This window comes from Phocaeicola faecium (assembly GCF_014837055.1).
Classification (GTDB): Bacteria; Bacteroidota; Bacteroidia; order Bacteroidales; family Bacteroidaceae; genus Phocaeicola; species Phocaeicola gallinarum.
This window is the reverse complement of sequence record NZ_JACSPQ010000017.1, coordinates 107239-121326: the sequence shown is the minus strand read 5'-3', so window position 1 is coordinate 121326 and position 14088 is coordinate 107239. Positions and strand designations below refer to the sequence as shown.

Sequence of the window (14088 nt, the reverse complement as noted above, 5' to 3'; positions counted from 1 at the left end):
AACTTAATGGGACTACTTGAATTTAACAAACTTCCGATAAACACGTTGGTTGGGGCAGACTGGAAAACCTTTAACCAAATAACCAAAGGACGTGACATCGACCCGGCATATCGAGGTAAGTATCGGCTGACCAAAGCTGTTTGTCGCCTACTCTCTACACTGACGTCTCTGCAAGAGAGCCGTTATAAAAAGCTGCTTGCCGATAAACCGCTGGAACATGATCCGGTATTCATTCTGGGACATTGGCGCAGCGGAACCACTTTCATGCACAACGTATTTTCTTGTGACAAGCATTTCGGTTACAATACGACTTACCAAACGGTATTCCCCCATCTGATGATGTGGGGACAACCGTTCTTCAAGAAAAACATGAGCTGGCTGATGCCTGACAAACGCCCTACTGACAATATGGAGCTGGCGGTAGACCTCCCGCAAGAGGAAGAATTTGCCTTGTCGAACATGATGCCTTACACCTACTACAACTTTTGGTTCCTGCCTAAATACATGCAGGAGTACGCTGATAAATACTTACTCTTCAATGATATTACTGATGAAGAACTGAAGGTGTTTGAAGAAACATTCGTCAAGCTGATAAAAATTTCGCTGTGGAATACACAGGGAACGCAGTTCTTGAGCAAGAACCCTCCTCACACGGGCCGTGTGAAAGAGCTGGTAAAAATGTTCCCCAACGCGAAGTTCATCTACCTGATGCGCAATCCGTATACCGTGTTCGAGTCAACGCGCAGTTTCTTTACCAATACCATCCAGCCGTTGAAACTCGAAGACATCAGCAACGAAGAGTTGCAAGCCAACATCTTGTCGGTTTACGCCAAACTGTATCATAAGTACGAAGCAGACAAGAAATACATTCCCGAAGGAAACCTGATAGAAGTAAAATTCGAGGATTATGAGAAAAATGCTTTCGACCTGACGAAAGAAATTTACGAGAAACTCTCTATCCCCGGATTCGCAGAAGCAGAAGCCGACATCAAAGCATACGTAGACAAGAAAAAGGGATACAAGAAAAACAAATATCAGTATAAACCCGAAACGGTGAAACTCGTGGAAGAGCATTGGTCGTTTGCCCTTGAAGATTGGGGTTACAAACTATAATCCAGACGAAACATGCTTATCACGATTATCATTCTTGCCATTTCAGCCATTTTCTTCGTCAGCGGAAAAATCCGTTCCGACTTGGTTGCCTTGTGTGCGCTTGTCGCACTCCTTCTATGCCATATCCTCACACCGGAAGAAGCACTGTCGGGTTTCTCAAGTTCGGTGGTAATCATGATGATAGGACTGTTCGTAGTAGGCGGGGCTATCTTCCAGACCGGACTGGCGAAAATAATAAGTTCGCGTATACTGAAACTCGCAGGAAAGAGCGAGACACGGCTGTTTTTGCTTGTCATCTTGGCAACTGCCGCCATCGGAGCTTTTGTGAGCAACACCGGTACGGTGGCGCTGATGCTTCCCATCGTTGTCAGCTTGGCTATGAGCGCGGGCATGAATCCCAGCCGCCTGCTGATGCCGCTTGCTTTTGCCAGCAGCATGGGCGGAATGATGACGCTAATCGGTACGCCGCCCAACTTGGTTATCCAAGATACGCTGACGGCTGCCGGTTACGAACCGCTCTCTTTCTTCTCATTCCTTCCGGTAGGTCTGGTTTGCCTGCTGGTAGGCATCATCGTGTTAATGCCTCTCAGCAAGCTGTTTTTATCCGGAAGAAAGAAACGGGAAGACGATGCAAAGTCAGGAAAATCGCTCAAGCAACTGGTCAACGAGTACGGACTGTCGCATAACCTGTTCCGTCTGTTGGTTACCGAAACTTCCAAGTTGGCAGGTTCTACGGTAATCGAGCTCGACATCCGGCGCAAGTATGGGCTGAACATCTTGGAGATACGCCGAGGCGACCTTTCGCGCCACCGCTTCCTGAAAACGATTGCGCAGAAGTTAGCTTCGCCCGATGCCGTTCTTCAGGCAAACGACATCCTTTACGTTACGGGAGATTTCAATCGGGTAAAGGAGTTTGCCGATGAATACGCCGTATCAATACTCGACGGACACGCTACGGAGGAAACCAACCGCAACGAAAATTCTTTGGATTTCTACGACATCGGTATCGCTGAAATCGTATTGATGCCTACTTCACTGCTGATAAACCGCACGGTAAAGGAAATCGGGTTCCGCGACAAATATAACGTGAATGTGCTGGGGATTCGCCGGCAGCGCGATTACTTGTTACGAGACCTCGGAGACAAGCGCGTGCACAGCGGAGATGTTCTGCTTGTGCAAGGCACGTGGAACAACATTGCCCGCTTGGGACGCGACGGGACCGACTGGGTGGTATTGGGGCAGCCTCTTGCCGAAGCCGCCAAAGTAACCCTCGACTACAAGGCTCCCGTAGCCGCCGCCATCATGCTGCTGATGATAGTAATGATGGTGTTCGACTTCATCCCCGTAGCCCCCGTGACTTCGGTCATGATAGCCGGCATCCTGATGGTTTTAACCGGCTGTTTCCGGAATGTGGAAGCGGCATACAAAACCATCAACTGGGAAAGCGTGGTACTAATCGCCGCCATGCTGCCGATGTCGCTCGCGCTGGAGAAAACCGGAGCATCGGCATCCATATCCAATGCACTGGTAAGCGGTTTGGGCAGCTACGGAGCTTTCACACTCTTGGCAGGCATTTACTTTACCACCTCGCTGCTCACCATGTTCATCAGCAACACGGCTACGGCGGTGCTTCTTGCCCCGATTGCCCTCCACAGTGCAGAGCAGCTCGGCATCAATCCCGTCCCGTTCCTGTTTGCGGTAGCCGTAGGCGCAAGCATGTGTTTCGCCTCCCCGTTTTCCACACCGCCCAATGCGCTGGTCATGCCCGCCGGACAATATACATTTATGGATTACGTAAAGGTAGGGCTTCCGCTTCAAATCATCATGGGTATCGTAATGGTATTTGTGCTTCCGTTGCTCTTCCCGTTTTAAGCGAAAAAACGCTACGGGTAAGACCACTCATTTCTACCCATAGAAATGCGTTACGCTACCGCTTGCGTAAGGCAACGCTTCCGCATAAGTTTTCTGACTGTTCAAACAAAAAGGCACAAAAAAGAACGAGCTTGCAAAACATCCTGTTAATCAGGATATTTTACAAGCTCGTTTTCATTTACCAAATATAAAAAGCGAGACTGCTCAGCGCCTGTCGCACATGCTATTTCCCGTAATCTTCATATAGCATCAACAGATGAGATGCGCTCCAACTGAAATGAGATGCTTGAAGGCGTTCGCCGGTGTGCGTTCCGTAGTTCTCGTGAATCGGGGCATCGCCGGTCAAACCCTGACAGCGGTCGAACACTTGAAGCGTGTACTTGTCTGCCAAGTCGTTATAACCGTAATTGCGCAATCCTTTTATTGCCTGATAAGTCTGGTCTAACCAGATAGGTCCGCGCCAATAACCGTTCGGGTCGCACTTCGGATTGTCGGCAGCTGCCGTGGGGAACGGAATGTAGGTAGAAAACTTCGTCGTATCGGTAAATAATACCAACGCTTTTTCCATCTGCTTTTTGGTGGCTATCTGTGTCCAGAAAGGCGTATAACCTTCACATGCAGGTTCTTCGATGAAACTTCCGTCTTTCAGGCGGCGGTCGCAGAAATAGCCAATCTTTTCGTCGAAGAAATAATCGGCCACTTTATCGCTGTAATCAGGCGCATCGAATGTGGTATCGATAAGCGCGGCAAACTTTTTAAGCAGTTTACATTCGTATGCCAGATAAGCATTCAAATCGACGCTCTCTTGATCCAAACTCCAAGCATCGTTCCCGTTTTTCAGCATTTTGGCATTATCGAAACGAATGGCGTTATCCATGCCGCTTTCCCATCCGGCTGCCTCCAGCGTACCGTCGGTCGAACCAAACTCGCACATGCCGTTCCGGTCATGGTCCCGCTTGTTATACCACCATTTATAGTAGGCAAGCAACTGCGGGTACATCTCTTTCACGAATGCCGTATCTTGGTTATGGGTAAAAATTTCGTCAACAGCCCAGCACACCAAAGGCGGTTTGCTGTCGCGGGCGTTGTTTTCTGCCGGATTGGTATAGATACAGTCGATAATCATGCCGTCCGGCCACTGGTAGTCGAACATGGCACGGATGTTGTTTTTAGCCAGTTCGGGAGCAAAGCGGGCGAGTGCGGCAGAAAACCGCCAACTGTCCCATGCCCAGAAACCCATGAAATAAGTCACCGCGTGGCTGGGAATAACCCCTTCGTGTAACAGACCTCCCCGGTGAGTGCGCCAATTGGATATCAGCGTAACCACTGATTTTACTGCCACCCGGTCGTACTCATGCTTCATGTCTTTACGCAAAACTTTCTGCAAATATTCTTCCCAACGTTTGGCATTCGCCGCCAACTCCGGTTGTGGATTTTGCAACAAAGCAACACTTTTCTGTGCGCCCGACGCCAATTCTTTATCCGAGAAATAGAAAGAAACGGCCACGTTCATCTGTTGACAGTCAGCAGCAGTAGAAGCCACATAATTTTTTCCATCGCAACTTAACTCCACATCGGGCATGAAGGTAAGCTGAACCACTTCACCATTCGGATGATAAGCCGTAATGGTTTGTTCTCCCCGTTCCAGACGTACTTTACTGTTCCAGTCTTTCCCCGTAAACTTAAAGCCTTCAGCCACATTGCTTGACACCTGAAGCAAAGCGGTAGAACTATTGACAAAGTTCATGCGCTGCTCTATTTTCCGGTCGTTCGATGAAGATGCGATATATACTTCACCGGGGAAATAAATGGCAGAATCGGGAGTCAGCGTACCGTTCCCATCGAGAAAATCAACACACACGGCAGACTGGGCAAACCAGATGCGGTTATCCAGACTGAACGGACCGCAAAAGCCGTTTACCCATTTATCTGTTTCGGGAATGGTAAATCCCATCCACGAACCGGCATCCGTAAAACACCCGGCACGGCGAACCGTGGAATCGGGAGTCAAAGCTATATTCAAGATATCTCCAAACTCATAGCGGGTACTATTAGGAGGCATCTCCTGAGCCGAACGGCTGCAAGCCAGACAGCCTGCAACCATACCCGCGATTACAAAACCTCTAATCAGTTGTTTCATCAGTGTTTATTCAATAAATAAATTAACTATTATTTGTTCTATAAGCGCGCAAGATTCAGAACCAAGTTTTATGTGAAAGCTCAGCCGCGTCAGTTTCTGCATTCAGCGGCTGAAGCGTAAAGCTATACTCCCATTGGCGGGGTGTAATGGTGTATTCGGGGTGTACTTGAGCTCCCCATGTATTATCACCGCCTATCCCCATCTGCAGATGGTCAATATTCAGCCAAACGATATCTTTTTTCTCAATGCTTCCACCGTGACGACGCTCTACGTTAAACGGACGATAAAGGATGTCTTCCATCGGGAAATTCCATGCACTGACGCTCAGCGGCTGCTCTCCTGTTACCAGAAGTCCCTCGCCCGAAGCATTGCGCAGAGCCACCCAGCGGACATCACACTTATTTGCGGTTTCCTGAGCGCGTACATAAGGATGATACTGTTCCCACACGCTGGCACTATACAGCCCTACGGCAGCTCCCGTCTTCCGGTCGGCATAATTCTCGTGCGGTCCTCTGCCTAACCAAGTCATTTGGTCGTATTCGGCAGGCAGAATCATACGCATACCCAAGCGGGGCATTTCCGGAAGTTGTTTTTCGCCCGGAGTAAAGCGCATGGTTACACCCACTACCCCGTTCGGACGGATACGGTAAGTAACCTGCAAAGTTGATTCCTGCTCCTTCATATCATACGTGGCAACTACGGTAGCGAGCTTTTTATCTGCACTCTCTTCCAGACGAATGTCTTTCAGCACTGCGTTCTTTCCGGCATCCTGCCATGTGCGGCAGCGTTCAGCCGTGCCGTTTGCCACATCATTATCCGTCAGTCCGCGCCAGAAATTAGCCTGCAAACCTTCTTTCACCAAATTCTTTCCCTGATATTCCAATACGGTCATCTCGCCGTTCTCTGTACTGAAACCGATGCGGAAATCATTCTCTCCCGTCAGCATCAGAGCATCTTTCGTACGCCGACTTTTCAACGTGCCGTTAACCGTTTCCATCGCCGGAACAATTTTATCTACCGGAAGCTGCCATTGTTCCATTGCAGCCACATGACCAGCCGGAATCATCGGTGCCTCGTTACGGGTTACAGCCTCCAGCTTCAGGAAATATTCTTTATTGCCTGCCTGAATGGGTTGCACGGGTAAAGTAACTTCTCCCGACTGGCGGGCCGCTATCTTCGGAAAGTCCATAACTCCTCCCTGCACCGCTTTTCCGTCTGTCTCTACGGTCCACCGAAGCTGATAATCGGAAAGGTCGATAAAATCATGCCAGTTTATCACCTGAACACGATTGGGAGTAAAGGCAACCGGCTTGAAGTGAACATATTGATACACTTTCTTCACTTCCCAAATGTGTGGATGCAAGCTCCTGTCTGAAGCAATCAGTCCGTTCGAGCAAAAATTAGAATCGTTATGAACTCCTACATAGCCCATATCTCCGCCGTAAGCCCATATATCATGTCCTTTTTCATCCTTGATAGCAAAAGTCTGGTCTACCCAATCCCAAATGAAACCTCCTTGCAGTTGGTCGTACTTATAAATCAAGTCCCAATAATCCTGCAAGTTGCCGGTACTGTTACCCATTGAGTGTGCATACTCACAAAGAATCAACGGGCGGGCATCCCGCTGGTTCACGTGACGGCGCAACGCCCAAATGCGTGCATACATCGGGCAATAGATATCCGATACACTCTCATAGCCTCCGCCTTCGTATTGTACCGGACGAGTACCGTCGAACTGTTTCGTCCAATGATAAATCGTTTCAAAATTCTTGCCGTAACCGGATTCATTTCCCAATGACCATGTTACGATAGCCGTATAGTTGCGGTCGCGCTTCACCATGCGGCTCATACGCTGCATGAAAGCCCCCTCCCAATCAGGATAATTGGCAAGTGTCTCATCTTTATGGAACATCATTCCGTGACTTTCAAGGTTAGCTTCATCCACTAAATACAATCCGTATTTATCGCACAGGCTGTACCATTGGTAATGGTTGGGATAATGGCTGTTACGCACGGCATTTATGTTGAATTGCTTCATCAGCCGAATGTCTTCCACCATGCTTGCCACATCAATACTGCGCCCCTTGTAAGGATTATGCTCATGGCGATTCACTCCTTTAAACAAGACGGGAACACCGTTTATCAGTTGCTGGCCGTATTTCATCTCTACGGTTCGGAAACCAAACGGATGTGCAAAAGACTCCATCGCATTACCTTTCGCATCGAATGTATTGACTACAAGCGTATAAAGGTTGGGAGTTTCTGCATTCCACGGAAGTACATCGTTGAATAACTGCTTAATGGCAAATAACGTATCGGCTGAACCCGAAATCTTTTTCTCATTGGCAAACAATACGGAATTATCTGCATTCAATACTTTTACCTCTACACGCTGTCCTTTCCGGGGCTGATTCAGAATCACGCTCAAGTTAAAATCGCCATCCTTATAACCGTTTACCAGTTCGGAAGTCAATTTAAAATCTTTTACGCGGCTCTTCGGACGGGCGTACAGATATACATCGCGCTCTATGCCGCTGTATTTCCAATAGTCTTGTCCTTCCAGATAAGAGCCGTCACTGTAACGGAATACCTTAACCGCCAATCGGTTCGTTCCCTTTTTCAACAGCTTGGTAACATTGAAATGTGCGGGCAACCGGCTGTCTTCGCTATATCCAACCAGTTCACCGTTCAGCCAACAATAGAATGCTGACTCTACGCCTTCAAAATCTAAAAATATATCCATTCCATCCCATCCATCGGGAGCAGCAAACTCATGTACGTATGCACCCACCGGATTATAGTCCGTAGGGACATAAGGCGGATTGGGCGGAAACGGATAGCGCGTATCGGTATAAATGGGAGCATCGAAACCTTGAATCTCCCAACTGCCCGGTACTTCGATATCTTTCCATCCGTCTATCTTATAGTCCGACTGATAGAAATCAGCAGGACAAGCATCATTGTTTTTAGAATAAAGAAACTTCCATGTACCGTTTAACGACACGCGACGCTCGGTCTTCGTATTAACCTCAAAACGTTCTACATCGGGCAACGCCTGCTGATTAAGCGCAGCCTTTTCGCAGACAAACGGCAGGAAGTGTGCCGTCATGGGTTCACGATTGATTTCATTGATGCGTGCATCCTGCCACGGCTGATTACTATCAGCCCAAGCAGACGCACAAGCAATCGTAAGAATAAATGAAGTAATGTAAAGTGTTTTTTTCATGGATAATGTTTTTTAAATCGAGCAGAAAAAAGTTACCAGAAACGGAACGCTGAAGTCTACCACAAAGCCGTGGAAAATAGATACGACAACAAACTGTTGTCCTGCATAGCGTGTAATAATGGGCAGGGTTGTATCCATCGTGGTAGCTCCTCCCGCCGATATGGGTGCCAAATTACCAAACCATCGGACTAACAGCGGAGCACACAGCAAGGTGATAATCTCGCGCATGATGTTAGAGAGCAATGCTATTGTTCCCAACTCGGCTCCCTTGTACTCGGTGATGAAGATACTCGACAGTGAGTAGTAACCGAATCCCGCTCCTACTGCCATGCAGTCTGCGGGCGTACGATGGGGAAGCAACAAGCTGACCAATGCCGCTGCCGATACCGTACCCAAGATGGTCATGACCGGTAAAAAGATCAGCCGAGGATTCAGCGAGCGGAAGTTTTTCAGCGTCTGCGGGTCTCTGCCGATGCTTAACCCAACGCTAAACATCAGGGCACACAACGCATAAAAACTGATATCCGTCTTAGCGATGTCGACAGGTATTACATGGAATATCCCGCAAACGCACCCCAAAGCAAAAAATCCGACAATAATCAAACTGCCTTTCATGCCTTGCCTCCTTTCTTTTTATATAACAGATACCATAAAGCCCACGCCGCCATACAACTGCCGATAACTGCCGCTATGGTGATGGAAAATGCTTCCAAGCCCAGCGTGGCCAGTCCTTCGATAATCTGACGGTTACCTCCTACCTCTACGCCCAACAGGAAAAGCAAAATCCAGATAAGCGTGGTTATCACCCGGTGTATCCACGAAAACTGCTGTCTGCGCAACAAAAAGCCGATGCACATACCTCCTAACATCAAACTGATAACTGTAAACATAGTTCTGTTTTGTCTTTCGATAGGCAAAAATATATGTAAAAAACAAATATCACAGAATTAATAAGGATAGAAATTTTCTATTCTGATTTCTATCCTTACCATTCGTTATAAGCTTTCATTTGCATTTAATTCCGTTTGAGGAACAGGATAGAACGCATTTTTCGCTTCTTCAAATCCCGAACGCCCTGCTGCCTGAAGAGCTTCCGACAATTTCTCCCAACGACGTAAATCATACCATCTGTAATTCTCTAACGGAAATTCTATCATGCGTTCATGTTCGATTTGCGCTTGTACTTCGGCTTGCGAAGTTCCTTTCATTGCCGGCATATCGCCATGAACTTCTCTGACTTGATTTATCAATGGTATTGCTTGTTCAGGATGTCCTTGTTTGTTTAATATTTCTGCCTTCATTAACAGAACATTAGCATAACGCATTAATGGGATATTGATAGCTGAATAATTCTGATTCAACTCTTCTACGGTAGCAGGCATAAATTTCCTGAATGCAGGACGGTTATATGAAAATAAATCATCGTAATTATGTCCGTAAACTTTTCCCGTTCCGTCATTAAAATAATCGCATTGGAAGAATACGGTTTCGTATAAACGTGAATCATAGAGGCCGGTTGATGCGATTTCTCCTTCTTTCATATATTCATCCATAAGCGTTTGACTCGGTAAAATTTCATCCCATCCGCCTAATTCGGAACAACCCATCCAACGGTGTAACTGTGTTCTGTAAACCGCTCCATTAGCAGAACTCATAGAGAACTGTATTTCAAAGATTGATTCTTTAGAGTTTTTGTTTGAACCGTCGAACATACTCTTAAAGTCATCGACCAATTCATATCCCTGCACATTATTTAAAGCGGCTAAAGCCTCAGTTAGATAAGTGCTTTCGTTTTCCGGCGTTTCATAAGCCATTGTCAGATAAGCAAAACCCAAATAAGCGTATGCCGCTCCTCGCGTTGCTCTACCTACATTTTCGGCATCATAACTTGCAGGAAGCGCAGTTGCAGCTTTCAAATCTTCAATGATAAATTTCCAAACACTTTCACGCGGTGACAATTCTTTATTCAATTCATTGGAATCGGTAAGATATTTGTCTCTGATGATGATTTCTTTCCAGTTCAACAATAACTGCATGTGATAGAAAGCTCTCAAAAAACGCGCTTCGTTTACTAAATCGCTTTTCACCTCCGGATTAATCAAACTTTCATCCATAGCTCCCGCTTTCTCTATCACTTGATTTGCAAAACTGATTCCTCTATAATAAGAATCCCACATGGAAGTAAACTGAGAGTTACCGTTCGTATAAGTAAAATATGCCAATTCTACCCAGTTCGGATAATTCATTGCATCATTACCCATCGATATTATGTCTTCACGATATGCCTCAACCGGCCATTTTACTTCGGGAAAAGACCATTGGTCTCCACTATATGTCATCAAATACATTTGCGAATAGGTAGCTGCCAATCCTGATTCTACATCCGATTGATTTCTCCAATAATTTTCCGAATTTAATTGGTCCGGAGATTCTACAGTCAAGAAATCATCACAAGCACTACATAAAAATGCTCCTATCAAACCTGCTATATAAATATATTTTTTCATATTACTCCTTCATTTGAATGATTAAAAAGTTAACTGCGCACCAACCGTAAACGAACGAGTGAACGGATAAATAAGTTTATCAATACCTGTATTCAATACACTGCTCCTTGAAAATTCCGGGTCAACACCATCATATCCGGTAATTGTAAACAAGTTTTCACCGCTTACAAAAAAACGCAACTTTTCTACATAAATCTTACGAGTTAGATCAGCCGGCAAAGTATAGCCCAACTGTAATTGGCGGAGACGAACAAAGTTTCCTTTCTCCAAATATCTGTCTGATTCTTTCATGTTGCCGTTAGGATCTTGATACACAGCCCGTGGTACATCCGTATCCGTATTAGTAGGAGTCCAAGCATCCAATGTAGATTTCAACATATTGGTGCTTGAGTTCATCCCTTCATAGAAATATTTGTTTCCATTATACAAATCATAATTCCAAGCACTTCCTAATAACAAAGACAAGTCAAAACCTTTATAATCTGCCGAGAAGCTCAAATTAGCTTCAAGAGCCGGAATTCCCGAACCACAATATTCCTTATCGTTTTCATCTATTACACCATCGTTATTAATATCTTTAAAACGGATATCACCCGGTCTCGCATTAGGCTGTAATAACTCTCCATCTTTATTTACATGGGCATTTACCTCATCCATTAACTGGAATATTCCATCTGTGCGATACAAATAAAATGCACCGATTGGTTTACCTACACGGGTCTGAGTAGGGAAGTGTTCGGTTCCGTATTTCAATCCCTCACCGTAGATAGTCTGTCCTTCATTTGCTAATTCCAATACTTTATTCTTGGTTGTAGTAAGATTGAAACCAACAGAATAACCGAAATCTCTAATCCGGTCAGCCCAGTTTAATTCAATTTCGATACCACAGTTACGCATCTTACCTACATTCAAAATAGGATTATCTAAACCTGCCGACGGAGCCAATACTTTAGTTATCAACAAGTCTCTGGTTTCACTATAATAATAGTTAAAACTACCGTTCAAACGATTATTAAACAAGCCGAAATCAAGACCAATATTCTTTGTATCTGTCGTTTCCCACTTCAAAGAACGATTTTCCAACGCACGAGCAATACTTCCTGTCCACGCATTATCACCATTCCCTCTTACATAACCTTGATACATTTCATTATATGTACTTACCAAAGCCAAGAAATCATAATATCCTAAAGCATTTTCGTTTCCTAATTGCCCCCAGCTCGCACGCAGCTTCAAGTTATCAACAAAAGTATCTTTCGGGAAAAACTCTTCCTGACTAATTCTCCATCCGATAGCAACAGACGGGAAGAATCCCCAACGGTTATCTGCACCAAACTTAGAAGAGCCATCCCAACGAACCGTAGCCTGAATCAAATAACGATCGTTATAATTATAATTCAAACGCCCGAAAAAAGAAGCTCTGTTATAATCCCATTTTGTTCCAGAGCCGTCAAACGTTCCTCCTGCTCCTGCACCAATCGTAGTAAAAGACGGATCTAAGAATCCTGCGGCAGTCTCACCTGTTACCAAAACTCCATCTTCTACCTTATAAGTGGTTGTTTTCCCTTCTACTCCTACCGAATTCCATGTATATTTACGCGCTGTAATAGAAGAACCTACCATTACGTTAAGACTATGTTTGTTAAACTCTTTATTGAAATTTAAAACATTATCGAAAACCTGTTCTTCCCAATAAGCTGTTGTTTCACTATTATAGGGATAATCGCGTTTTGCTTTAGGGTCTGCGGTATATGCCGGGGCGTGATAAGTCTGTCTCTCATGCTCACCGCGATAAGAATAGCTGGTTTTAAAGCTCAACCAATCTGTAAAATTCATTGTAATGGCAATATTACCGCTCGTATGATATTTCTTGTCTGTAGCTTTCTCATAATAATAATCCGCCATCACGTTGCGATTATTAGGCAATCCGTCAAAATCCGTCAAACCAAAACCCGATTCTTTCGTATCGTCATAAATAGGAACCAACGGAGAAATGCCATACATTTCTTTCAACGAATATTGAGGCTGCAAACTATTGGTATATTTAAAATTCAAGTTAGCGTCAAAATCGAATATATATTTGCTCATGTGCAATTTCAAACGGGCATTATCCTGCGTATAATCATTGCCAAGAAAAATACCTTTTTCGTCTGCATGGTTATAAGATATAGAATAAAGGGCTTTGTCCGAACCGCCACGAATACTTACCATGTAATTTTGAGATAATCCGCTGCGCATCATGGCATCTTGCCAATCCGTGTCCACTCCCGTCTCATTTGTAACAAAGGCAGGTATCAATACAGGACTTTCAGGATATTGGGCATTATAATTCTCAAACATCTGTTTATGTACCTGCTTATATTCTGATGCATTAAGCAATTCCAGTTTTTTGGCAACATTCGTAAAACTGATATAGGTATTAAAATCTATTTTCATTTCACCCTTCTTTCCGTTTTTCGTTGTAATGATAACCACACCATTAGCTGCCACTGAACCGTAGATAGCCGCTGCTGCACCATCTTTCAAAATCTCCATTGATTCTATATCAACCGGATTTACGTTGTTAATATCACCGGGAAATCCATCTATAATATAAAGTGGTTCATTGTCTCCAAACGATTTTACACCACGAATCTTAACCGAAATCCCTGCTCCGGCATTACCTCCGGCTTTCAATACGTTTACACCAGAAACTTTGCCTTGCAATGCTTCTGCCGGGTTAGTAGTCGTGCGTTTTGTCAATTCATCCACATCTACCGATGAAATCGCTCCGGTCATGTCGCTTTTCTTCATCGTACCATAACCTACCACAATAACCTCGTCCAGCACTTCCGCATCTTCTTTCAAGGTTACTTTAAATACGGTCTGATTGTTTACCGGGATTTCTTGAGTCTGGAAACCTACATAAGAAATCTGCAAAGTTCCGTTGGCAGATACAGACAGTTCAAAGTTACCGTCGATATCTGTAATCACACCGTTGGTAGTTCCTTTTTCTAATACACTTGCTCCGATAATTGACATGCCGGTGGCGTCAACTACGGTTCCTCTTACCTTGATGGTTTGGGAGAACCCCAATACCGGAAACATAAAAGCAAACAGCAATGCCCATTGCCATGCTTTAAAATTACTTCTTTTATTTTCCATAAGCCTTTTAAGGTTGATTGACACTAAAAATTGATAACTTCTGTTGCAAACCTAACAGTATTTTTTTCTGAGCGGGAAATAAAAGG

General features: G+C 44.9%; 8 protein-coding genes. 2 read left to right on the top strand and 6 right to left on the bottom strand.

Annotated elements, in window-relative coordinates; all coding sequences use genetic code 11:
- Positions 1 to 6 precede the first annotated feature (6 nt).
- Together H9626_RS11710 and H9626_RS11705 are read left to right on the top strand one after the other, a co-directional pair.
- Positions 7 to 1113: a cholesterol-responsive sulfotransferase gene (locus tag H9626_RS11710; protein WP_191710571.1), complete on the top strand. Its 1107-nt coding sequence runs from the start codon at positions 7 to 9 to the stop codon at positions 1111 to 1113.
- Positions 1114 to 1125: 12 nt separating this feature from the next.
- Complete coding sequence (locus tag H9626_RS11705; RefSeq protein WP_191710570.1) at positions 1126 to 2985, top strand: SLC13 family permease; 1860 nt, start codon at positions 1126 to 1128, stop codon at positions 2983 to 2985.
- A 223-nt stretch (positions 2986 to 3208) separates the two neighbouring features.
- Here H9626_RS11705 and H9626_RS11700 read toward each other — a convergent pair whose 3' ends face one another.
- The 6 genes from H9626_RS11700 to H9626_RS11675 all read right to left on the bottom strand — a co-directional run bounded on the left by H9626_RS11700 (position 3209) and on the right by H9626_RS11675 (position 14002).
- Positions 3209 to 5125, bottom strand: a complete 1917-nt coding sequence (locus tag H9626_RS11700; protein ID WP_191710569.1) for an MGH1-like glycoside hydrolase domain-containing protein — start codon at positions 5123 to 5125, stop codon at positions 3209 to 3211.
- A 55-nt stretch (positions 5126 to 5180) separates the two neighbouring features.
- Positions 5181 to 8351, bottom strand: coding sequence for a beta-galactosidase, LacZ type (gene lacZ / locus H9626_RS11695; protein ID WP_191710568.1), 3171 nt, complete (start codon positions 8349 to 8351; stop codon positions 5181 to 5183).
- A 12-nt stretch (positions 8352 to 8363) separates the two neighbouring features.
- On the bottom strand, positions 8364 to 8966 hold the full coding sequence (locus tag H9626_RS11690) for a LysO family transporter (protein WP_191710567.1): 603 nt from the start codon (positions 8964 to 8966) through the stop codon (positions 8364 to 8366).
- Positions 8963 to 9241 carry a LysO family transporter gene (locus tag H9626_RS11685; protein WP_178256752.1) on the bottom strand — a complete coding sequence of 93 codons (279 nt, stop codon included), beginning with the start codon at positions 9239 to 9241 and terminating at the stop codon, positions 8963 to 8965. The genes H9626_RS11690 and H9626_RS11685 overlap by 4 nt, the downstream gene beginning before the upstream one ends.
- A gap of 105 nt (positions 9242 to 9346) precedes the next feature.
- Complete coding sequence (locus H9626_RS11680) at positions 9347 to 10858, bottom strand: RagB/SusD family nutrient uptake outer membrane protein (protein ID WP_178256753.1); 1512 nt, start codon at positions 10856 to 10858, stop codon at positions 9347 to 9349.
- A 21-nt stretch (positions 10859 to 10879) separates the two neighbouring features.
- Positions 10880 to 14002 carry a SusC/RagA family TonB-linked outer membrane protein gene (locus tag H9626_RS11675; protein WP_191710566.1) on the bottom strand — a complete coding sequence of 1041 codons (3123 nt, stop codon included), beginning with the start codon at positions 14000 to 14002 and terminating at the stop codon, positions 10880 to 10882.
- Positions 14003 to 14088 lie beyond the last annotated feature (86 nt).